This window comes from Pseudomonas putida (assembly GCF_026625125.1).
GTDB classification, from domain to species: domain Bacteria; phylum Pseudomonadota; class Gammaproteobacteria; order Pseudomonadales; family Pseudomonadaceae; genus Aquipseudomonas; species Aquipseudomonas putida_X.
This window is the reverse complement of the sequence record NZ_CP113097.1, coordinates 3,576,475-3,598,184: the sequence shown is the minus strand read 5'-3', so window position 1 is coordinate 3,598,184 and position 21,710 is coordinate 3,576,475. Positions and strand designations below refer to the sequence as shown.

General features: G+C 62.3%; 18 protein-coding genes. 8 read left to right on the top strand and 10 right to left on the bottom strand.

The genetic code is table 11. The features are described from left to right. Nucleotides 1–5: 5 nt before the first annotated feature. Both OSW16_RS16465 and OSW16_RS16460 read right to left on the bottom strand, forming a co-directional pair. Nucleotides 6–1,964, bottom strand: coding sequence for an alkyl/aryl-sulfatase (locus OSW16_RS16465; RefSeq protein WP_267816867.1), 1,959 nt, complete (start codon nt 1,962–1,964; stop codon nt 6–8). 102 nt (nt 1,965–2,066) lie between these two features. Continuing rightward, entirely contained in the window at nt 2,067–2,966 is a 900-nt protein-coding gene (locus OSW16_RS16460; protein ID WP_241805296.1) for a LysR family transcriptional regulator, read from the bottom strand. 149 nt (nt 2,967–3,115) lie between these two features. Between OSW16_RS16460 and OSW16_RS16455 the strand changes: the two genes are divergently transcribed. The 6 genes from OSW16_RS16455 to OSW16_RS16430 all read left to right on the top strand — a co-directional run bounded on the left by OSW16_RS16455 (nt 3,116) and on the right by OSW16_RS16430 (nt 11,165). Further along, a complete protein-coding gene (locus tag OSW16_RS16455; RefSeq protein ID WP_418942194.1) occupies nt 3,116–4,303 on the top strand; it encodes a 3-hydroxyacyl-CoA dehydrogenase NAD-binding domain-containing protein in 1,188 nt (395 codons plus the stop codon). Next, nucleotides 4,300–6,087: an acyl-CoA dehydrogenase C-terminal domain-containing protein gene (locus OSW16_RS16450; protein ID WP_267816862.1), complete on the top strand. Its 1,788-nt coding sequence runs from the start codon at nt 4,300–4,302 to the stop codon at nt 6,085–6,087. The genes OSW16_RS16455 and OSW16_RS16450 overlap by 4 nt, the downstream gene beginning before the upstream one ends. Before the next feature lie 41 nt (nt 6,088–6,128). Next, a complete protein-coding gene (locus OSW16_RS16445; protein ID WP_267816860.1) occupies nt 6,129–7,292 on the top strand; it encodes an iron-containing alcohol dehydrogenase in 1,164 nt (387 codons plus the stop codon). 2 nt (nt 7,293–7,294) lie between these two features. Continuing rightward, nucleotides 7,295–7,726, top strand: a complete 432-nt coding sequence (locus OSW16_RS16440; RefSeq protein ID WP_267816858.1) for an acyl-CoA thioesterase — start codon at nt 7,295–7,297, stop codon at nt 7,724–7,726. A 244-nt stretch (nt 7,727–7,970) separates the two neighbouring features. Further along, the gene (locus OSW16_RS16435) at nt 7,971–9,824 is read left to right on the top strand and encodes a DUF1302 domain-containing protein (protein WP_267816856.1); all 1,854 of its coding nucleotides are present in this window, start codon (nt 7,971–7,973) and stop codon (nt 9,822–9,824) included. Between the two features lie 21 nt (nt 9,825–9,845). Continuing rightward, nucleotides 9,846–11,165: a serine hydrolase domain-containing protein gene (locus OSW16_RS16430; protein WP_267816854.1), complete on the top strand. Its 1,320-nt coding sequence runs from the start codon at nt 9,846–9,848 to the stop codon at nt 11,163–11,165. 104 nt (nt 11,166–11,269) lie between these two features. On the opposite strand, the gene OSW16_RS16425 is transcribed toward OSW16_RS16430, so the two are convergent. From OSW16_RS16425 to OSW16_RS16410, 4 genes are all read right to left on the bottom strand, one after another. Then, entirely contained in the window at nt 11,270–12,307 is a 1,038-nt protein-coding gene (locus OSW16_RS16425; protein WP_267816852.1) for a sensor domain-containing diguanylate cyclase, read from the bottom strand. A 373-nt stretch (nt 12,308–12,680) separates the two neighbouring features. After that, the gene (locus OSW16_RS16420) at nt 12,681–13,814 is read right to left on the bottom strand and encodes an aminotransferase class V-fold PLP-dependent enzyme (RefSeq protein ID WP_267816850.1); all 1,134 of its coding nucleotides are present in this window, start codon (nt 13,812–13,814) and stop codon (nt 12,681–12,683) included. Between the two features lie 280 nt (nt 13,815–14,094). Continuing rightward, nucleotides 14,095–14,358 (bottom strand): DUF3077 domain-containing protein, encoded by a 264-nt coding sequence (locus tag OSW16_RS16415; protein WP_267816848.1) that lies wholly within the window; start codon nt 14,356–14,358, stop codon nt 14,095–14,097. Between the two features lie 144 nt (nt 14,359–14,502). Next, on the bottom strand, nt 14,503–14,745 hold the full coding sequence (locus tag OSW16_RS16410) for a hypothetical protein (protein ID WP_267816846.1): 243 nt from the start codon (nt 14,743–14,745) through the stop codon (nt 14,503–14,505). A 685-nt stretch (nt 14,746–15,430) separates the two neighbouring features. On the opposite strand from OSW16_RS16410, the gene OSW16_RS16405 reads away from it, so the two are divergent. Then, nucleotides 15,431–15,910, top strand: a complete 480-nt coding sequence (locus OSW16_RS16405; RefSeq protein ID WP_267816844.1) for a MerR family transcriptional regulator — start codon at nt 15,431–15,433, stop codon at nt 15,908–15,910. Between the two features lie 187 nt (nt 15,911–16,097). Next, on the top strand, nt 16,098–17,354 hold the full coding sequence (locus OSW16_RS16400; RefSeq protein ID WP_267816843.1) for an NADH:flavin oxidoreductase/NADH oxidase family protein: 1,257 nt from the start codon (nt 16,098–16,100) through the stop codon (nt 17,352–17,354). A 305-nt stretch (nt 17,355–17,659) separates the two neighbouring features. Here the strand turns inward: OSW16_RS16400 and ttdB are convergent, their stop codons facing one another. From ttdB to OSW16_RS16380, 4 genes are all read right to left on the bottom strand, one after another. After that, nucleotides 17,660–18,280 carry a L(+)-tartrate dehydratase subunit beta gene (ttdB, locus tag OSW16_RS16395; protein ID WP_267816841.1) on the bottom strand — a complete coding sequence of 207 codons (621 nt, stop codon included), beginning with the start codon at nt 18,278–18,280 and terminating at the stop codon, nt 17,660–17,662. Continuing rightward, nucleotides 18,277–19,185, bottom strand: a complete 909-nt coding sequence (ttdA, locus tag OSW16_RS16390; protein WP_267816839.1) for a L(+)-tartrate dehydratase subunit alpha — start codon at nt 19,183–19,185, stop codon at nt 18,277–18,279. Before ttdA ends, ttdB begins: the two co-directional genes overlap by 4 nt. A 10-nt stretch (nt 19,186–19,195) precedes the next feature. Then, nucleotides 19,196–20,536, bottom strand: a complete 1,341-nt coding sequence (locus OSW16_RS16385) for a dicarboxylate/amino acid:cation symporter (protein ID WP_267816837.1) — start codon at nt 20,534–20,536, stop codon at nt 19,196–19,198. A 97-nt stretch (nt 20,537–20,633) separates the two neighbouring features. After that, entirely contained in the window at nt 20,634–21,689 is a 1,056-nt protein-coding gene (locus OSW16_RS16380) for a tartrate dehydrogenase (protein WP_267816835.1), read from the bottom strand. Nucleotides 21,690–21,710 lie beyond the last annotated feature (21 nt).

The following is a 21,710-nucleotide window of genomic DNA, read 5'->3' as shown; positions in this document are numbered from 1 at the left end:
CAGGCTCAGGGCGTGACGATATTGAAGCGCCCGTCCGGCTCATCCAGCCCAGCCATGAACTGCATGAACTTCACCCGCTCACCGCTGATGTCGATATCACCCGTCTTGGCTTCCTTGAGAAAACCGGTCTGCTTGAGTGCAATGCGGTCCAGGGTGGCCTTGCTCATGTTGATCTGCACATCCGCTTGGGCGTGCTGTGCATGGTCGCGGTGGGTCAGCACGCCATTGCGCAGGGTCAGGGCGTAGTCTTCATCGATGTCGGTGAAGCGCCAGTTGATGGTCAGGTCCTGCTCAGCCGCCTTGGCGGCATCGACGCGCACACCCAGGTAGTCGAAGAACAGCGATGGGGTCAGTGCGCGTACCAGGTCGTCGGCGCTGCCGCCTTTGCTGGCACCGGCCGCGACGCCGTTGCGCAGCTCCTGCGCACCGGTCAGGTAGGCGTTGCGCCAGGTGGCGTTCTCGCTCTGGTAACCCAGTTGCTCCAGGGCATCGGCTTGCAGGTTACGTGCAGCGCTGTTGTCGGCTTGGGCGAACACCAGGTGCCGGGTGAGCTCCGCCACCCAGCGGTAGTCACCCTTGTCGTACGCCTCACGCGCCAGCGTCAGCACCCGCTCGCTGCCGCCCAGCGCCGCCACGTAGCGCTGGCCCGCATCGCTCGGCGGCAAGGGGTTGAGGGTCGCCGGGTTGCCGTCGTAGAAGCCCATGTAGCGCTGGTACACCGCCCGCACGTTGTGGCTGAGTGAGCCGTAGTAGTCACGGCTGTACCATTTGTTGGCCAGGCGGGGGGGCAGCGAGGTCAGTTCGGCGGCGATCTCAGTAGGGGTGAGGCCGCGGTTGAGCAGGCGCAGCGTCTGGCTGTCGAGGAAGGCGTACATGTCGCGCTGATCGGCCAGGTATTCACGGATCGCCGCGCCGCCCCAGGTCGGCCAATGGTGCTGGGCGAACACCACCTCGGCCTTGTCGCCGTAACGCAGCAGCGACTGGTCCAGGTAGTGCGCCCAGACCTTCGCATCGCGCACCTGCGCGCCACGCAGGGTGAGGATGTTGTGCTGCACATGGGAGGCGTTTTCGGCCATGCACAGGGCTTTGAACGCCGGGAACCACAGGTTCATCTCGGCCGGTGCTTCGGTGCCGGGCGTCAGCTGGAACTCGATATCCACGCCGTCGATGCGCAGGGTCTCGAACGGTTTTTCGATCAGCCGTGTCGGGGCGATGAGGCTGACTGTGGCATTGGCCGGCACGGCCTTGCCGAGGCCTGCGTCAACCTGCCCGCGGGCGCTGCGTGGCAGAGGCGCACCATACATGTACTGCGCCCGGCGCTTCATCGCCGGCCCGGCCAGTACGTTCTCGCTGATGGCATGTTCCAAGAAACCTTGAGGGGCGATGACCTGAACCTTGCCGGCCTTTACGTCGGCCTCATCGATCACCCCGCGCGCGCCGCCAAAATGGTCGACGTGTGGGTGGGTGTAGATCACTGCCACCACCGGCCGCTGCGGGCGATGCCTGAAGTACATGGCCAGCCCGGCCCGGGCGGTTTCCACCGACAGCAGCGGGTCCATCACGATCAGCCCGTGTTCGCCTTCGATCAAGGTCATGTTGGCCAGGTCCATGCCGCGTATCTGGTAGATGCGGTCGGTAACCTTGAACAGGCCGGCGATGGTATTGAGCTGGGCGATGCGCCACAGGCTGGGGTTGACCGTCGCCGGCGCCTCGCCCTTGAGGAAGGCGTAGCGCTGCAGGTCCCAGACCGTCTTGCCATCGGCATTGAGCACCGCCTGGTCGGCACTTTCCAGCAGGCCGCGGCGGGCGTTGTCGAAGTCTGCCCGGTTCTCGAAGGGCAGGCGCTGCAGCCACTGCTGGTTGCTTTGGCGCGTCAGCTCGGTGGCGTCCTTGGCCGGTGCCTGGGCCAGCACCGCAGAGGGCAGGGCGAGGGCCAGCAGGGTGGGCAGGTAGCGTAGGCGCATAGGGGTGGTCCTTGTTGTTATGGGGGCCACCACTCTAAGGACATCGATTGCCAGCGAACCAATACCACTCTTGCATGGGTGGCCATACCTGAATGCGATGGCTCAGCCGGCGCGAATATCCATGATGCGCGCGACCAGCCAGGCCAGTGCCGGGTCGTGCTGACGATGGGCAAGGTACACCAGTTCCAGCTCGAAGGGCTCCAGGGCGAAGGGCAGGTCAAAGACCTGCAAGGGCAGTAGCTGGGCGAAATGGCGGGCCAGTGCGGTGGGCAAGACCACGCACAGGTCGGAGCTGGCGGCCAGGTGTGCGGCCTGCAGGTAATTGGGCGTGGTATAGGCGATGCGCCGCGCAAGGCCCTGTTCGGCCAGCCACTGGTCGACCATGCCCCGGGTCTGGCCGCCGTGCACCCAGAGGTGACGCAAGCCCAGGAAGGCTTGCAGGTCGAGCGCGCCATCGACCTCTGGATGCCCCTGGCGCACCGCCACGTGCAGGGTTTCGCTGCGCCAGTGGCGGCGCTCGTAGCGCGCCGGCACATCGTCGAAGCGCCCCAGCACCAGGTCGAGTTCGCCACGGTCGAGGGCTTCGGCCGGCAGGTTGGGTGCCAGGTGCAGCACATCCACACGCAGATGCGGCGCCTGGGTTTGCAAGGTGGCAAGCAACCTGGGCATGCACAATTGTTCGGCGAAGTCGGTCAGGGCGATGCGCAGTTGCCGGTGGCTGCGGCCTGGGTCGAAGCTGTCGCCAGCGCCGAGGGTCTGCTCGATCTGCTGCAGGGCCGCGCGAATCGGCCCTTCCAGGGCCAGGGCGCGGGGGGTTGGGCGCATGCGTCGGCCGACCCGCACCAGCAGCGGGTCACCGAGAATGTCCCGTAGACGCGCCAGGGCGTTGCTCACCGTCGGCTGGGTCAACGCCAGGCGCTCGGCAGCACGTGACACGTTCTGTTCACGCAGCAGCATGTCCAGCACACGCAGCAAGTTGAGATCAAAGTTGGCTATATTCATGCGAAAAATACATGGGATGGAAAATTAGAATTTCAAAAATAGTAGGCGCCTGACTAGGGTGGGGGCAATGCCTTTACACCGAATCAGGAGTGTCACCCGTGAGTACTTCCTATAACGTTCAGCAGGCTGCAGTGATCGGCGCCGGCACCATGGGCCGCGGCATCGTCATCAGCCTGGCCCGTGCCGGGCTGCCTGTGCTGTGGCTGGACAACGACCCCAGCGCCACCGAGGCAGGCCTTGCCATGCTTGCGCAGACGTGGGCGCAGCAGGTCGCCAAAGGCCGCATCGACCAGGCCCAGGCCGATGCCTGCCTGGCTCGCGTGCGGCAGGTCACGGCTTACACCGAGCTGGCCGAGGCCGACCTGGTGATCGAGGCGGTGTACGAAAACCTGGCGCTCAAGCAAGAGATCTTCCGCACCCTGGACAGCACACTCAAGCCTGAAGCGATCCTGGCCAGCAATACCTCGGCGCTGGACATCGATGCCATCGCCGCCGTTACCGGGCGGCCTGAACAGGTGTTGGGGCTGCACTTTTTCAGCCCGGCGCATGTGATGAAGCTGCTGGAAGTGGTGCGTGGGAAGTGCACCGCGCCCGCAGTGCTGGAGGCGGCCGTGGCGCTGGGCCAGCGCATCGGCAAGGAGGTGGTGGTCGCTGGGAACTGCCCCGGTTTCATTGGCAACCGCATGTTGCGCACCTATGTCGCCGAGGCCCGGCAGTTGCTGCTCGAGGGCGCCACGCCGCGGCAGGTGGACGAGGCGCTGCAGGGGTTCGGCTTTGCCATGGGGCCGTTCCGTATGTACGACGTGGTAGGCATCGACCTGGAGTGGCGCGCACGTCAATTGGCCGGGCAGGGGATGGATGCCCCGTTGGTCCAGGTCGACAATGCCCTGTGCGCACTCGGTCGTTTCGGGCAGAAGGTTGGCCAGGGCTATTACCGTTACGCACCCGGCAGCCGCGAAGCCGTGCATGACCCCGAAGTGGATGCCTTGGTGTTCAAGGTCGCTCAGGACCTGGGGGTGCGTCGGCGTCCGATCGACGATGAGGAAATCCGTGAGCGCTGCCTGCTGGCGCTGGTCAATGAAGGGGCGAAGATTCTCGAGCAGGGCATAGCCAGCAGCAGCCAGGACATCGACCGGGTCTACTTGCATGGTTATGGCTTCCCGGCAGAGACGGGCGGGCCGATGTCCTGGGCCGATCGACAAGGGTTGGGGCTGCTGCTGGCGAGGCTGGAGCGGCTGCAAGGCCTGTTTGGCGAACACTGGCGCCCGGCGGGTCTTCTGATGCGGCTGGCGGCAGCTGGCAAACAGTTGGCTGACGTGAATGAGGGCCGCGTATGAGCTACCGAGCCCCCCTGCGTGACATGCAGTTCGTCCTGCATGAGGTGTTCGATGTGGCGCAGCATTGCGCCCGCCTGGGCAACGGTCTGGACCGTGAAACCATCGATGGCATCCTTGAACAGGGCGCTCGCTTTGCCAGCGAGGTGGTGGCCCCGCTCAATCGCCAGGGCGACGAGCAGGGCTGCCGCCTGGAACAGGGGCAGGTGCTGACCCCCGAAGGCTTCCGCCAGGCCTACCGGCTGTATGTCGAGCAGGGCTGGGGCGGCATGACCGGCCCGACCGAGCACGATGGCCAGGGCCTGCCGCAGATGGTCGCCGCCTGTTTCCACGAAATGCTGATGGGCGCCTCGCTGTCGTTTCGCATCTATTCGGGCCTCACCGAAGGCGCTGTGCTGGCGCTGCATCGCCATGGCAGCCCGGCGCTCAAACGCGACTACCTGGGCAAGCTGGTCAGCGGCGAGTGGGCCGGCACCATGTGCCTGACCGAACCGCAGGCTGGCACCGACCTGGCGCTGTTGCGTACCCGGGCCGAGCCGCAAGGCGATGGCAGCTATCGCATCAGTGGCAGCAAGATCTTCATCAGTGGCGGCGACCAGGACCTGACCGACAACATCATCCACCTGGTGCTGGCGCGCCTGCCCGATGCGCCGGCCGGTGTCCGCGGCATCAGCCTGTTCCTGGTGCCCAAGTTCGAGTGCGCGGCCGACGGTGGGCCGGGGGTGCCCAACGCCTTGGGCTGCGGTGCCCTTGAACACAAGATGGGCATCAAGGGGGCAGCCACCTGCGTGATGAACTTCGACGGCGCCCGCGGCTGGCTGGTGGGTGAAGCCAACCAGGGCCTGGCGTGCATGTTCACCATGATGAACGATGCGCGCTTTCAGGTGGGGCTGCAGGGGCTGGGCATTGCCGAAGCTGCCTTCCAGGGCGGCCTGGCCTACGCCCGCGAGCGCTTGCAGTCGCGTAGCCTGGCCGGCTCGGTGGCGCCCGAGCGCAGCGCCGACCCGATCATCTGCCACCCTGATGTGCGGCGCATGCTGCTGACCCAGAAGACCCTCAGCGAGGGTTGCCGGATGCTGGCGGCCTATGCTGCACAGGCGCTAGACCTGGAGCAGGGTGCGGCCCAGCCTGAAGTGCAGGCTGCCGCCGGGCGTCGGGCAGCGCTGCTGATTCCGGTGGTCAAGGCCTTCCTCACCGATGTCGGCCAGGAGGTCGCCAGCCTGGGCGTGCAGCTGTATGGCGGCCATGGTTACATTCGCGAGTGGGGCATGGAGCAGTTGATGCGCGACAGCCGCATCACCCAGCTGTATGAGGGCACCAATGGCATTCAGGCCCTGGACCTCGTGCGCCGCAAGGTGCTGGCCGATGGTGGCGAGCAGCTGCGTCTGTTGATCGATGACCTGCTGGAGGCGGCGCACGCGTGCCGCGCAGATGACCTGGCTGCGATGGCCGAGGCGGTGACCCTGCGCCTGCAGGAGTGGCGCAACCTGAGCACCGAGGTGCTCGATGCCTGCCGCTGCGACCCACAGGAAATTGGCGCGGTGTCGGTCGATTTTCTTGCCTATTCAGGCTATGTGCTGCTGGCTGCGCTGTGGCTGCGGGCGGCCCAGCGGGCCCGTGCGGCACTGGCCGCCGGCAGCGGCGACAGCGCTTTCTATCAGGCCAAATTGCACGCAGCGGACTTTTACTGGCGGCGCATCCTGCCGCGCGCAAGTGCCCACTGTGAGGCTTTGCGTGGCGGCGCGCAGTGCCTGATGAGCCTGAATGAAGCGCACTTCGCCTTCTGAGCGCTGCGCCGTTCACCCACAAGAACAAAAGGACCCTGAACATGCAGCCATTCAGTTTTGCCACGACCGCTCACCTGCTCTGCGAACCGGGCGCCGCGGGCCGCCTGGCCCAGTTGTGTCAGCAACGCGGCGTGCGTCGCGTGCTGATCGTTACCGACCCCGGTCTGGTCAGCCTGGGGATGCTCGACGACATCCTGCCTGGCTTCACCCAGGCGAACCTGAGTGCGGCGATCTTCAGTGATGTCAGCGCCGACCCCAGCCATGCCTGCGTGCTGGCTGCCGTCGGCCGTGCCCGGCATATCGGTGCCGAGCTGATTGTCGGGTTCGGTGGCGGCAGCTCCATGGATGTCGCCAAGCTGGTCGCGCTGCTGGCCCACCCAGGGTGCGACCAGACCCTGGAGGCGGTGTATGGCATTGACCAGGCCAAGGGCCAGCGCCTGCCCCTGATCCAGGTCCCAACCACTGCGGGTACCGGCTCGGAGGTCACGCCCATTGCCGTCATCACCACCGGCGAGTGCGCCAAGATGGCGGTGATTTCACCGCTGCTGCTGCCAGACCTGGCGCTGCTCGATGCCGAGCGCACGCTGGGCCTGCCACCGGCGATCACGGCCGCCACGGGCATCGATGCGATGGTGCATGCCATCGAAGCCAGCACCAGCAAGTTCAAGCGCAACCCACTGTCCAGCCTGCTGGCCCGCGAAGCCTTGACACTGCTGGCAGGCAACCTCGACCAGGCAGTCCACAACGGCGGTAATCTGCAGGCCCGTCAGGCCATGCTGCTAGGGGCTTGCCTGGCCGGCCAGGCGTTCGCCAACGCACCGGTCGCTGCGGTGCACGCCCTGGCCTACCCGCTGGGGGCGCGCTTTCACGTACCGCACGGGCTGGCCAATGCCTTGGTCCTGCCGCATGTCATGCGCTTCAACCGTAGCGAGGCATTCGCCGACTACGCGGCGCTGGCGCCGGCCTTGTTGGGCGAGCGGCTGGTGCCTGGCGGGCCCCATGAGTTGTGCAGCCAGTTCATTGCCGAGCTGGAGCAATTGGCACCTCGCTGCGGCTTGCCGAGCCGGTTGCGGGATGTCGGCGTGCCCCGGCACAGTTTGCAACAGCTTGCTGAAGAAGCGCTGCAACAGCAGCGCCTGCTGGTGAACAACCCGCGCAAGGTCACCCTTGCCGATGCTGTCGAACTCTACCAGGCGGCGTTCTGATCATGGCCAGGGAACGCCCGCTACGCGGCGCCTATCGCCACTTCCAGCCGATCACCACGCGCTGGCACGACAACGACCTGTATGGGCATGTGAACAATGTCGTCTACTACGGTTTTTTCGACAGCGCGGTGAACACCTGGCTGATCGAGCATGCCGGTCTGGATATTCACCGCGACCCGGTGGTGGCCTATGTGGCCGGGTCTGCTTGCGACTACTTCGCCGCGGTCGCCTTTCCGCAACGCATCGAAGTGGGTATTGCGGTCACGGGGATAGGCAACAGTTCGGTGAACTACGCGCTGGCCGTCTTCGTCGAGGGGGAACCTCAAGCGTGCGCGGCCGGGCGTTTCACCCATGTATTCGTCGATCGTCGTGAGCAGCGGGCGGTTGCCATACCAGGCAACGTGCGCAGGGCCTTGGAACTGTTGGCGGTTTGAGGTCACCTGCGGGGGGCGGTGCTCGATTCGCGCCGCCCCATGAGCCCAGGCAGCCCTGAAGGCCTCTCTCAAACCCTGCCCAGGCCATAACAATCTGGCATGGCACTGATCCGAAGACGCTATTTGTGAGCCCGCTTTCACTGCCCCGATAATCCAGATTACCGGTACCGCCTGCCTCGGCGACCGGCACTTCATCTGTGCTACCCCACCTTTCACTCTCGAATAAAACAACAAGAGGTTAAGAGTGAGCGAATACATCCGTATCTGCCGGCGCCAAGCGCCGCTGGCGGCTCTATGCTGCCTGCTCGCCGCCCCGGCGGCTGCCTTGCAGTTCCAGGCCGGCCCGCTCGAAGGGCGCTTCGACACGGCGCTGTCGTTCGGCACTGCCGTCAGCACAGCCAACCCCGACAAACAGCAGTTGCAGGCCGCCAACAGTAATGACGGGCGGCGGAACTACCGCTCGGGTGATGTGTTCTCGGCCATTTTCAAAGCAACCCATGACTTGGAACTGCACCGGGACAACGTTGGGGTGTTTCTGCGCGGCACCTACTGTTATGACACGGTGCAACGCGACCATAGCCAGCGTGCAGTCGACATCGACGACCACAACCGCCAGGCATCGGCTAAAACTGCCGCAGCGGAACTGCTCGATGCCTTTGCCTATGCCCTCTACGACATCGACGGCGAGCCCGGCTCGGTGCGCCTGGGCAAACAGGTCGTGAACTGGGGCGAAAGCCTGTTCATCCAGGGTGGCCTGAACGTAATCAGCCCGTTCAATCAGGCCGCGTTGCGCCGGCCGGGCTCAGAGGTCAAAGACGCGCTGGCGCCGGTCAACCTTCTGTATGTCACGCAGAACCTCAACCAGGCCCTGTCATTCGACGCCTTCTACCAACTGGACTGGGAGCAGACCCGGTTGGACAACTGTGCGACCTTCTTCTCCAACAACGACTTCATGCCCGAGGGCTGCCAAGGCCTGGATGTCGGTGGGCAGATGGTCGCCAACCCGGGTGTTTCCCAAGCGCTGGCGTCCCTGGGTGTGACGCTCACCGATGAGGGCGTGCGCGTGCCGCGCGGGGCCGACCAGGATGCGCGTAATGGAGGCCAATGGGGGTTTGCCTTGCACTGGTATGTCCAATCGCTGGATACCGAGTTCGGCCTGTTCGCGGCCAACTACCACAGCCGTTCTCCCTACCTGGGCACGGTCAGCAGCCGCTACTACGCCAATACCGGATTTGCCAGGGACCTGTGCAGCACCCTTGGCGTGCCACTGTCTGGCTGCGGTGCCTTCCTGGCGTCGAGCAGCGGGCAGTCCCTGGCCGGCGCCCTGCGCATGGGAACCTCGCAGTACCTGGCGCAGTACCCCGAGGATATCCGGCTCTACGGCATCACCTTCGCCACCACCCTGCACAACGGCACCGCCGTGCAGGGGGAGTTGAGCCACCGCCCCAACCAGCCGGTGCAGCTCAACGGTAACGATGTGCTGCAGTCGCTGCTCAACGCCCCGGGCCGCAGCCCGCTCAACGCCGAAGGCCTGCGCCCATCGACCGACGACACCTTGTTCGACGGGTATCGACGCAAGGAAGTGACCCAGGCCCAAGTGTCGGCGATGCAGGCGTTCAGCCAGGTGATGGGCGCCAACCAGTTGCTGCTGATGGGGGAGGTGGGCGCAACCTATGTGGGCGGGCTCGAGGGGCGTTTCGGGCCGCGTTATGGCCGCTCGGGGGCCTACGGCAACGGTGAGCTGGCCGATAACGGCCTCTGCCAGACGATCTCGAAAAGCCCTGCTGACTGCAACGGCGAAGGGTTCGTTACGCCGTTTTCCTGGGGCTACCGCCTACGGGCGACCTGGAGCTACCAGAACCTGGTCCCGGGCGTGGACATTCGCCCTAACCTGGCCTGGTCCCACGACGTGAAAGGCTATTCGCCCGCCGATGGGTCGGGCTTCAATGAAGGCTCGCGCTCGATCAGCCTGGGCGTGGACGTGGCGCTGGCCAGCAAGTACTGGGCAAGCCTTGCCTACACCGATTATCTCGATGGCGATTACGGCATCCGCGGCGACCGCGACTACGTGGCCGTGAGCGTCGGCGCCAACTTCTAGACCGTTCAAGGAGACAAGACCATGTCCAAACGCAGCATGCACCCATCACCGGCCAACCTGCCGGCCATCGCTTTGATGCTGGCCGGTACACTTGCCCCGGGCGTGGCCAGCAGCGCACCGGCAGAGCAGGGCGTGATGCAAGGGTTTCCCCCCGCACCGCAGTTGCGCGTGAACCAGGCCAACGCGTTCCAGCCACCGTTCCTGCGCTGGTCCATGCGCCACGCCCGCGAGGTTTCGCCGACCCGGGGCATCGGCCGCGCGTCCACGCCGCTGGCCTTGCCAACAGGCACCGAGCTGGCGCTTGACCAGGTGGCGTTCACTGCCGGCGAGCAGCCCCTGACGTTGGCGAGCTACCTGCAACAGACCAGCACCGATGGGCTCATCGTGCTGCACCGTGGCCAGGTGGTGTACGAGCGTTATCTGGAAGGTTTCCAACCCGGGCAGCCGCATATCTGGGCCTCGATGACCAAGTCCGTGACTGGCCTGATCGCCGCCCAACTGATCGCCGAAGGCACGCTGGACCCGCAACGTACATTGGCGCATTACGTGCCGGAACTCAGCGGCACGCCATTTGGCGAGGCAACGGTGCAGGCCAACCTCGACATGCAGGTGGCGGTGGAGTACCCGCCGCAGATGCCGCCGGACCTGGGGCTGTTTGCCGCCACGGGGCTTATACCTCGGGCCGAAGGCATGCCGGGGGATATCTACAGTTTCCTCCAGCACGCACGAAAGGCGCCCGACTCAGGCGCCAAACCGCTGTTTTTTTACCAGAACGGCTCACCCGAAGCGTTGGCCTGGGCACTGCGGCGCATCACCGGGCTGAACTGGGCGCAACTGGTTGAACAACGTATCTGGTCACGCTTCGCCCAGGACGACGCCTATGTGCAAGTCGACCCGCTCGGTACCGAGATGGCCAGCGGCGGTATCAGCTGCAACCTGCGCGACACGGCGCGCTTCGCTGAACGGGTGCGCCGTGAGCTGGCCCGTGACGTCAAGGGTGACAGTTTCAACCAAGCGGTGCGCAGCACGTTCCAGCCCGCCGATCCGGCGTCGTTCGCCCAAGGTAACCTTGCCCCCGGCCGCCCGGGCTACGCTTATCGCAACTACTGGTATCAGAAAAACGATGGCGACGGCTCTGTCGAGGCCAGCGGGCGCTTCGGTCAGAAAATCTATATCAACCCGCGCCGCGAAGTAGTGATCGTCAAGCTGTCGGCCACTGCCGACCAGGCCCGGCGCGCCACCCGTGCCGACGGTGAGGCGAAAGTCACTGCACGCGTGGTGGACTCACCGGCGACGTTCAACGGCATGGTCACTGCGGTATTGGCGGCGCTGCCGGGGTGATGTTTGTCTCTGTCTGAGGGTAGCGATCACTAGCTCGCTTACCGGGCACTGGAAGACTGGCCATGGCGGCGTACACCCTGAGGAGGTGCTCGCCGCCGTCCAGGTCAGTCAACGGTTGCTACATAAACCACCCGGTCACGCCCATTCTGCTTGGCGCTGTAGAGCCCGGAGTCGGCGCGTTCCAGCGCCCGGTCGAGGTGCTCTTGATCGTTGAGCAGCGTGCAGCCGATGCTCAGGCTGACACGCAGCGGGCCGGTGGGCAGTTGTAGCGGTTCGCTGCCAATCATCTGCCGCACCCGCTCTGCAATCCCCTTGAGCTCTTCGCTGTCGTTGACCATGACCAGCGCGACGAATTCCTCGCCGCCCTGGCGCACCACCAGATCGTCCGGGCGCAGCGCTGCGCGCAGGCGGCGGGCGCATTCGCACAGCACCTGATCGCCAGTGGCATGGCCATACCGGTCGTTGATGCTTTTGAAGTGGTCGAGGTCTGCATAGATCGCCCCCAGGCGCAGGCTGCTCTGTGCTGCGCGGCGCCGCTCGTGGTCCTCGAACGCTGTCAGACCGTTGCGGTTCCACAGCTGCGTCAAAGGGTCGAGCATGGCCTTGCGCTGCTCTCGGTCCATTTCCAGGCGCAGGTCACGGTTGGTCTGGATCAGGCCACGCAACTGCAGGTAACCCTCTGCGAGGGTGGCCAGGTCCTTGAAGTTGGCTTGCTGCGTTTCGTTCAGCGTGCGCGGGCGAGGGTCGAGCATGCACAACGTCCCTATGGCTTTGCCATTCCCCGCGCGCAACGGATGGCCGGCGTAAAAGCGGATGTAGGGTGGGCTGAGTACCAGCGGGTTGTCGACGAAACGCGGGTCATGCGTGGCATCGGGCACCAACAAGGTGCCTTCGCCAAGGATGGCGTAGCCACAGAATGAAACGTTGCGCGGCGTCTCGGTGGCCTCCAGCCCGATACGTGCCTTGAACCACTGGCGCTCCTGGTCGATCAGGCTGATCAGCACGGTGTCCACTTGTGCCAGTTGCTGGGTAAGCCGTACCAGGGTGTCGAGGTAATGCTCGGCCGGTGTGTCGAGCAGGTGCATCTCATCCAGAGTGCGTTGGCGAGCTGCTTCGTCGGAGGGCAGGGGACAAGCTGGCATGGGGCTTCCTTTTTCTGGGGGTGCGGGCGGCACCTGTCAGAGGCTGCGGCATTCGTTGCGAGGACAGGATCAGCACGCGATTTCTAGCGAAACGGGATGTTCTGGTATAGGACGCAAACTGCAGCATTTCCAGGCCACATGCTAAATCCGCAGGCCAGGCTCAAGCCAGTGCTTCGCTCTACCGACAAATCATTCTTGCTGCTTGAAGCTCACTCGAGACGCCCAGTCTGAGCCGAGCCCTGCAAGTGGCTTTGCTGCCGTGCTCCTTCTGCCGCGAACCCGCCTAGCGATGAGGGCGTGTAATGGCCGATGCTGTTCGGCGCGCCTTGGGGGCACATTCACCACTGACAGGCGCTGCGGCCAGGATGATGGCTTAGCTCGCCATCACCTTGTCGATCGCCTGCTCAAGGGTGCTGACCGTGCGCTCGATATTGTGCAGTTTTTCGAGCCCGAACAGGCCGATGCGGAAGGTCTGGAAATCGGCGGGCTCGTCGCATTGCAACGGCACCCCGGCGGCGATCTGTAGGCCGTGGTCGGCAAATTTCTTACCGGTCTTGATCCCCGCATCGTCGGTATAGCTCACTACTACGCCAGGGGCCTGAAAACCGTCCGCAGCCACGCTTTTGATGCCTTTGCGGGTCAACATGGTGCGCACCCGATCGCCCAGAGCCTGTTGTTCCCCGCGGACCTTATCGAAACCGTAGGCCTGCATCTCGTTCATCACGTCGTTGAATCGCGCGAGCGAGTCGCTGGGCATGGTCGCATGGTAGGCATGCCCGCCCTGTTCGTAGGCCTGCATGATCTGCAGCCACTTTTTCAGGTCGCAGGCAAAACTGCTGCTATGCGTGTGCTCCATGCGCTCCAGGGCCAACGCGCTGAACATCACCAGGGCACAGCAAGGGGAGGCGCTCCAGCCTTTCTGCGGGGCGCTGATCAGCAAGTCCACTGCACATTTCTGCATATCAACCCAAAGCGTGCCTGAGGCAATGCAGTCCAGCACGAACAAACCACCCACTTCATGGACAGCGTCGCCGACGGCCCGTATGTATTCGTCGGGCAGGACAATCCCTGATGAGGTTTCAACGTGGGGGGCGAAGACCATTTGCGGCTTGTGCGCCTTGATGGCCGCCAGGACTTCGTCAAGCGGAGGTGGGGCGTAAGCCGCTTGGCGACCCGCGTCTATCGGTCGGGCTTTGAGCACCGTCGTGGCCGCCGGGATGTTGCCCATTTCAAGTATCTGGCTCCAGCGATAACTGAACCAGCCGTTGCGTATCACCAAGCATTGCTGGCCAGTGGCAAACTGCCGGGCCACCGCTTCCATGCCGAATGTGCCGCTCCCTGGGACCACCGCAACAGCCTGGGCGTTGTAGACCTGTTTCAGGGTCCTGGAAATGTTTTTCATCACGCCTTGAAATACCTGTGACATGTGATTGAGCGAGCGGTCGGTGTAGACCACCGAGTACTCGACCAGCCCCTCAGGATCAATACTGGGATAAAGCGTTGACATAGGTGACTCCTTTGGCATGGATATCAGTGGTATCGACCCTGCTCCAGGCATTTGGCAAAAGCGAGGATGAGTCGGGACTGATGCGGCGTCTTTCAGCCGGCAGTTACCACCATAGCCATTGTTCCAGCTCGCGTGTTGGTCAGTAGCCTCATTCCCTACGAATCTGGCCCACAGAATGGACTTCAGGCATGCGCTGTACCCGTGGGAGCCGCGCTTGCCGGCGATGGGGCGCGAAGCGGCCCCGGTTGCAGATGTCCGCCATGGTCAGGCAGCCCAGCCCTCAGTGCATCATGCCCAGCTCGGCATCATCCATCAGTGCTTTGGCCAACGCACTCAGGTAGTGCGAGGCCCAGATCAGCTGTGGTTTACCTTCCATCAAGCCTTCGATGGTCAGGTCCCGCACATAGCCCATCAGCTCTGAAGCCTGTTCGCGGGCATTCTGGCAAGGGATACCCGCTTCGATGCGAAACAATGGGTGGGTCTGGTTTTCACCCTGGTAGAACGTGGTCTTACCGACAGTGACTTTGGTGTCATCTGGGGTCATTGCGTTGCCTCCCTGAAGGTTTAGGGCCTGGGCGAACGTCATGACGGGCAACCCGCCTCTAGCTCAGCACCGGTCTCACGCAGCGCGCTGTGCGTACGGGCTTGCCGGCCACAGCGCCCGCCCAGGCAACACAGGCTTAACGGCCTAGTGCAGGGTGCGTGGTTCGTTCGGCATCTGCAGCTGGATCAGGGCTGATTCGAGCAGCACGCGTAGCGACTCGAGCTCATGCATCGAGGCCATCATCAGAACCGAGGCGGGCGTTCTGGGCTGTAGCGAAACAGCCTGCTGCGCCACGCTCTGCGCGCACAGGGCGAACTCCGCAGCCTGGATGATCGTGTCTTCGAGGGCGTGGTGGTTGTGGGGTGGATCGGGGACCATTTTGAGCATTGCATAGTACCTTCAATTAGGCGGTCACCTATCGGCTGTCAAACAGAAGGGTGGCAGCTGTACATGGGTTGACAGACCGGCGGACTATGCAAGTTCCGGCGCACGCAAGCGTGCCCGCACGTACAGCCGCCATTGAAGGCAAGCCGTATGCATAATACCGTCGCGGCCTGTCAAAGCCGATCGCTGAACAACAGCGACCCGCCGAGACTAGAATGCAGCCCAAGCGACCGCAACGGAAAAAGTGCGGCGGGAGTATGTTTGGGAAATGGACTACAAGGAAGAGGCAAAATCTGATTTCTTGGCGTTTTCAGCGCTCAAGGTGTGCGGGTATTGATCGGTCTATGTCAACCAGTCTCGTGACGAATCGATGTGACTGATGCCGGGGAAGTGATGATCGAAACACAAGTATGTGAAGGATTTCCTAGGCTGGAGTGTGGGCCTCATGGTCCCTAGGAGCTGGTTGCAAGCCTGCGTTAAGCGCTGACGGTCATTTGCTGTTACCTGGTGGCTATCGCAGGCCGCCCGCAGAGTAAAGCCTTCTTGAGGCAGTTTAGCGGACGCGCGCTGGATGAGCCTCCGCTTCCCCATGAATACCATGGCGACCAAGTCCTACCTGATGCCTGGCCGCCCGCTGGCTTTAGGTTTAAAGTCAACTTCAAGGTCAACAGGCATTTCAGGGTGAGGCATGAGAATAGGCGAACTGGCGAAAATCAGTGGATTGACTCCGTCACGCATCCGATTCTACGAGGCCAGTGGCTTGATCAGCTCCGTCGAGCGCAAGGCCAATGGATACCGCGACTATGCGCCTGATACCGAATGGGTTCTGGAACTGATAACCGGCGCACAAGCGGCAGGTTTTTCTTTGCAGCAGATCCGGCAATTGATGCCGATGTACGCCAGTGGCTGGCGGCATGACGAGTTGCTCTCAGGACTCAAACAGAAGGTGGAGGAAATCACTGTTCTGGAGCAACGGCTCGCACAGAACAAAGCGCAACTTCTGCTCGTCATCAAGGGCATCGAGGATAAGCCCGAGGGCATGGCGTGTGCCGACAATGCGCAAATGCTGATCAATCGTCTGCGCGAAGAAGGGGTTGGCCAAGCCTCCGGCAAACCTGCGGTGAAGTCTTCCACCAGAAAAAACGCCCGCCAGGCGTCCGGGGCCTGACAGACTCAGCGCGCCCCGTTGTCGCCAGAAAGCACCGCCATCACGGCCTCAGCCACGGCTTTGGGCAATTGAACACATTTTCGATACCGTAAGGAGCGATTGAAAATCGCCTGACCTTGAAGAAGGCATTGACCTTAAAGTTAACTTCAAGCTTAAGGTGGCCTCATACCCAGTTGAGGACTGCTCCATGAATTTGTTCGACGCCCTGATGCTTCCCAACGGTTCGACCGTCAAGAACCGAATCGCCAAAGCCGCCATGGAAGAGAATATGGCGGATGCCGACCAAGCGCCTTCCGAAGCACTCATGCGTTTGTATCAAGCGTGGGCGGACGGTGGTGCCGGCCTTATCATCACCGGCAATGTGATGGTCGACGGCCGTGCCATGACCGGGCCGGGGGGCGTGGTATTACAGGACGATCAGCAACTGGACAAGTTCAAGCGCTGGGCGCGTATTGGTCGATCCGGCGGTGCGCAGTTTTGGTTGCAGATCAACCACCCAGGGCGGCAGATGCAGTCCAATCTTGGGCAAAAAACCTGGGCACCATCAGCCGTACCGCTGGAACTGGGCAACATGTCCAAGCGTTTTGCCATGCCTCACGCGATGACCCCTGGCGTGATCGAAGAAGTTATTCAGCGCTTCGCCAACACCGCTCGCCTGGGTGAACAAGCCGGATTCACCGGTGTGGAGATCCACGCCGCCCATGGCTATTTGTTGAGCCAGTTCCTTTCGCCGTTGACCAACCAACGGAACGACCAGTGGGGTGGCTCTTTGGAAAACCGGGCGCGCCTGTTGCTGGAAATCGTCAAGGCGGTAAGGGCCGTGGTTTCTGCGGATTTTGCGGTGGCGGTCAAACTCAATTCCGCCGATTTTCAGCGCGGAGGATTCACCACCGATGACGCGAAAAAGGTTGTTGAGCTGCTCAATGACCTGGGCGTAGACATGGTGGAGTTGTCGGGAGGCAGTTACGAAGTACCTGCCATGCAGGGGCACGCACGCGATGGTCGCACCCTGGCTCGCGAAGCGTATTTCGTCGAGTTTGCCCGTGATCTCCAAACCGTTGCCAGAATGCCGGTGATGGTCACCGGCGGTATACGTCGCCACCCGGTGGCCGAAAGCGTCGTGCACAGCGGGGTGGACATGGTGGGTATCGGAACGGCGTTAGCCATCGATCCGCACCTGCCTCGTGCCTGGTTGCAGGGCAAAGACAACGCCCCTGAATTACCGCCGATCACGTGGAAAAACAAAGCCATCTCGGCCTTGGCGAACATGGCGGTGGTGAAGTTTCAATTGCGCAAACTGAGCCGGGGTAAAAAGCCCGACCCGAGCGTGTCGCCGCTGCGCGCGCTGATCCTGCAACAGCTCAACATGGCTTTTCGTACTCGCCAGTATCGTAAATGGAGTGAAAGGTCGGAGCATTACAACGGCCTGAGAGACGCAAGATGACCCGTGCGCAGGGCCAATCTGGTCAAAGTGCGCGGTGGATCTCGTTCACAGGTGGGAAGTAGAGGAGGCGGCCCGTACTGATTTCGGCAATCGCTTCAGGCATGAGACCCGCGTCATGGAGCTGCTTGGCGTGGTGCCGTCCATTGACTGCTCGTCGCGATACCTTCGCCTTTTTCTGCAACCTGAATGCTGGGCGCAGATGCACGTGGCAGTGATGATCTGCGGGAGCAGCGTTACGAGGGCGTTAGCGAAACCTGAGGAAGCAGGTTTCGCGTTCTGCAACGGAAAACCGCCACGCTGCTACATCACTTGATGAAGCGAACCTGTGAGTTGATCTTTTCGATCACCGAACCTTTACGCTCGTTAAAACGCACCTTGTTTTGCTCAAACAGGTTATTGCCTTTGGTATCGATGGAAATGATCAACGGCCCGAACTCGCGTACGCGGTTCACCCATAGGGTTTCCGGCATGCCCAGATCCTGCCATTCGGCGCGTTCGATCTCTTCGACCTGAGTTGCCGCCAGTACCGCGCAGCCACCAGGGAACACCGCATGTACGGCTTTGTTCTCCAGACAACCGGTGGTGGTCTCCGGCCCCATGCCGCCCTTGCCGACGATCAGCTTCACACCCGTCTGCTCGATGAATTGCTTCTCGAACTTTTCCATGCGCATGCTGGTGGTCGGGCCGATGGACACCATTTCGAAGCTGCCATCGTCTTTTTTCTTCACGATCGGCCCGGCATGGAAGATCGCGCCGCCACGCAGGTCCACCGGCAGCTCGCGACCGAGCTCGATCAGGCGGCGGTGAGCCACGTCACGGCAGGTCACCAATTGGCCAGTGAGGTAAACGACATCCCCGACGTTCAGGCCAGCCAAGTCTTCGTCGCTGATCGGGGTGTTGATGATCTTTTTCGCTGGACTGTTCACAGTACTACGCCTTCATGGGAGAGGATGTCATAGGAAAGGTCGGCGTTGATGCGGATCTTGCCGCGACGGTGCGCCCAGCAGCCGGTGGAAACGGCCACGCCAATGGTCGAAGGGTGACGCGCCGATGACTCGATGTTCACGCCCATCACGCTGCTATTACCGGTCAGGCCTTGGGGGCCGATACCGATTTCGTTCAAGCCTTCCTCCAGCAGCTTCTCCATCATTGCCGCGCTTTGGTTGGGGTGGCTGGAATCCACCTCGCGCAGGATGGCCTTCTTCGACAGGCGGGCCGCAGTCTCTACCGAGGTCGATACGCCAACCCCCACCAGAAGTGGCGGGCAGGCATTGATGCCGCGGGAGGTGATCACATCGAAGACGAACTCGGTCACCCCTTCGTAACCTTGCCCCGGCATCAGCACCTTGGCTGAGCCCGGCAGGGTGCAGCCACCACCGGCCATGTACACGTCGACGATCGCGTAGTCCGCATCGGGGATGATCTCCCAGTCGAGCCAAGGGATCTTCGAGCCGGTATTGGTGCCGGTGTTCTTTTCGATGAACGTTTCCACTGCGTTGTGGCGCAAGGGCCCGTGGACAGTGGCCTGCTTGGTGGCACCTTCCAGGATGCCCTCCATTTCACCGAGCAGCGGGAACCGCGCGCCCGCCGAGATGAAATACTGAATCACGCCGGTATCCTGGCAGCTGGGGCGGTTCAGCTTGTCGGCGTATTCCTGGTTGTCGGCCATCGAGTCGTACACAGCGATGGCCAGTGGGTTGGTCTCTGCCGCACGCAGCTTCGCAGTCTTGGCTTTGACGTCCTTGGGCAGACGCTTGCCGATATAAGCGGTGAACCTGGCCAAGGTGTCGGTCAGCGACGACACGGCATGTTCTTTTTCTAGGTTATCCACGGTGTTTTCCTCAGGGCATCACAAGGTTTTTTTTGTCGGAAACGGCAGCGGGCGTGGCAGGCACGGTGTTGGAAGGGCGTTCTTCTGCCTTCTCGACTGCCCGACCATCGAGGACCTGTTTCATTCGTTCGCCATCCAAGGCGCCAACCCATTTGGCGATGGCGACGGTGCCGACCGCATTGCCGATGGTGTTGGTGATGGCGCGGGCCTCGGACATGAAACGATCTATTCCGAGCAGCAGAACCATGCCGGCCACCGGGATCTTGTCCATGGTCGCCAGGGTCGCGGCCAGGGTAATGAAGCCCGAGCCTGTTACGCCGGCCGACCCCTTGGAGGTGAGCAGTAGCACGCCCAGCACGATCAGCTGGTCCATCAGGCTCAGCGGCGTGTTCGTGGCCTGAGCGATGAAGATCGCGGCCATTGTGTAGTAGATGCACTGGCCGTCGGGGTTGAAGGTCAGCCCAGACGGAATCACCAGGCCCACCACCGGCTTGGAGACCCCGGCCTTTTCCAGCTTGTTCATCAATTGCGGTACCACCGACTCAGACGAACTGGTGCCCAGCACGGTGAACAGTTCCTCGCGAAGGTACTTGAGGAACTTCCACAAACTGAAGCCGGACAAGCGTGCGATAAAGCCGAGTACCACCGCGACAAACAGGAAGCAGGTGACGTACATGGTCGCGACCAACTTGCCAAGCGACACGATCGAACCCAGGCCGTACTTGCCGATGGTGAACGCCATCGCGCCAAAGGCTGCCAGCGGTGCAAGGCGCATGATCATGCCGACGATGTGGAACATGCCGTGAGAGAAAGACTCGAGCACATCGACCATGGGTTTGCCACGTGGCCCCAGATGCGCCAAGGCGATACCGAATAGGGTGGAAAACAGCAGGATCGGCAAAATCTGATTCTGTGCAAACGCATCGGTGACACTGGCCGGGATGATTTTCATCAAGAACTCAGTGATACCGTCGCCACTTTGCGCAGCCACGGTATAGGTGGCGATGCTGGAGGCGTCGAGGTGTGCGGCATCAACGTTCATTCCCGCGCCAGGCTTCACGAAGTTGACCACCAGGAGCCCCAGCACCAAGGCGAAGGTAGAAAGCACTTCAAAGTAAATGAGTGCCCGGGCGCCCACGCGCCCCAACTCTTTCATGTTTTCCATCTTGGCGATGCCCAGCACCACCGTGGCGAAAATGATGGGTGCAAACACCATCTTGATCAGCCTGATGAACGCATCGCCAAGTGGTTTCAGGTCGGTGCCGATCTGCGGCCAAAACACACCCAGCGCTATGCCGGCGGCGACGCCGATCAATACTTGTACATATAACTTACCCAGAAGGCTTTTCATGACAGGACCCTGATTTTTTATTCTTGTCAGGCGATACCAAGAAGGCAGGTCAACGGCCCCCCTCTCGGCGCTATGTCTCGATTACGGTTCTGAACAGTCAGCGATTTATGAGCGCGATCACTGCATCAGTGATCTGCCGGGTAGTCGCTGTCCCGCCCAGATCAGGGGTGTGCAGGCCGCTTTCGGTAACGGCTTCGATAGCTGACATCAGCTGTTTTGCCGCTGCCACCTCGCCCAGGTGTTCAAGCATCATCGCCGCGGTCCAGAAGGTCGCAATCGGGTTGGCTACGCCTTTGCCGGTGATGTCGAAGGCTGAACCGTGAATCGGCTCGAACATCGAGGGGAATTGACGCGATGGGTTGAGGTTGGCGGTGGGGGCGATACCCAAGCTGCCAGACAATGCGGCGGCCAGGTCGGACAGGATGTCGGCGTGCAAGTTGGTGGCCACGATCACATCCAAGGTGGCCGGTTTGAGTACCATGCGCGTAGTGACAGCGTCGACCAGCTCCTTGTCGATCCTCACATCCGGGAAGTCCTTGGCGACTTCGTAGAAGATCTCATCCCACAGCACCATGCCATGGCGCTGGGCATTGGATTTGGTCACCATGGTCAGGTGCTTGCGTGGGCGACTCTGCGCCAGCTGGAAGGCAAAGCGATGGATGCGCTCGACACCGGCGCGCGTAAATACCGATACCTCGGTGGCCACTTCTTCCGGCAGGCCGCGGTGTACGCGACCACCATTACCGGAGTATTCACCCTCCGAGTTCTCCCGCACCACCACCCAGTCGATCTGGTCGCCGTTGTGCAACGGGCTCTTCACGCCGGGCAGCACGCGTGCCGGGCGCACATTGGCGTACTGATCGAAACCCTGGCAAATCGGCAAGCGCAGGCCCCACAAGGAAATATGGTCCGGTACGTCCAGGGCACCGACCGCGCCGAAGAAGATCGCGTCGAAGGCCTTCAATGCTTCCAGGCCACCCTCGGGGATGTAATGGCCAGTCTGCAGATACTTCTCCGAGCTCCAGTCAAAATCCTTGAAGGTCATTTCGAAGCCGGATTTTTTCGACAGGGCTTTGAGAACCTCAACGCCGGCGGCAATCACTTCAATGCCAATTCCGTCGCCAGGGACAGCTGCGATGTTGTAACTATTCATGGACACCTACCTTCTCTGGAT

Coding starts and splice junctions, on each gene's coding strand:
- OSW16_RS16465 (WP_267816867.1), bottom strand. CDS start 1,964: ATGCGCCTACGCTACCTGCCCACCCTGCTGGCCCTCGCCCTGCCCTCT.
- OSW16_RS16460 (WP_241805296.1), bottom strand. CDS start 2,966: ATGAATATAGCCAACTTTGATCTCAACTTGCTGCGTGTGCTGGACATG.
- OSW16_RS16455 (WP_418942194.1), top strand. CDS start 3,116: ATGGGCCGCGGCATCGTCATCAGCCTGGCCCGTGCCGGGCTGCCTGTG.
- OSW16_RS16450 (WP_267816862.1), top strand. CDS start 4,300: ATGAGCTACCGAGCCCCCCTGCGTGACATGCAGTTCGTCCTGCATGAG.
- OSW16_RS16445 (WP_267816860.1), top strand. CDS start 6,129: ATGCAGCCATTCAGTTTTGCCACGACCGCTCACCTGCTCTGCGAACCG.
- OSW16_RS16440 (WP_267816858.1), top strand. CDS start 7,295: ATGGCCAGGGAACGCCCGCTACGCGGCGCCTATCGCCACTTCCAGCCG.
- OSW16_RS16430 (WP_267816854.1), top strand. CDS start 9,846: ATGTCCAAACGCAGCATGCACCCATCACCGGCCAACCTGCCGGCCATC.
- OSW16_RS16425 (WP_267816852.1), bottom strand. CDS start 12,307: ATGCCAGCTTGTCCCCTGCCCTCCGACGAAGCAGCTCGCCAACGCACT.
- OSW16_RS16420 (WP_267816850.1), bottom strand. CDS start 13,814: ATGTCAACGCTTTATCCCAGTATTGATCCTGAGGGGCTGGTCGAGTAC.
- OSW16_RS16415 (WP_267816848.1), bottom strand. CDS start 14,358: ATGACCCCAGATGACACCAAAGTCACTGTCGGTAAGACCACGTTCTAC.
- OSW16_RS16410 (WP_267816846.1), bottom strand. CDS start 14,745: ATGCTCAAAATGGTCCCCGATCCACCCCACAACCACCACGCCCTCGAA.
- OSW16_RS16405 (WP_267816844.1), top strand. CDS start 15,431: ATGAGAATAGGCGAACTGGCGAAAATCAGTGGATTGACTCCGTCACGC.
- OSW16_RS16400 (WP_267816843.1), top strand. CDS start 16,098: ATGAATTTGTTCGACGCCCTGATGCTTCCCAACGGTTCGACCGTCAAG.
- OSW16_RS16385 (WP_267816837.1), bottom strand. CDS start 20,536: ATGAAAAGCCTTCTGGGTAAGTTATATGTACAAGTATTGATCGGCGTC.
- OSW16_RS16380 (WP_267816835.1), bottom strand. CDS start 21,689: ATGAATAGTTACAACATCGCAGCTGTCCCTGGCGACGGAATTGGCATT.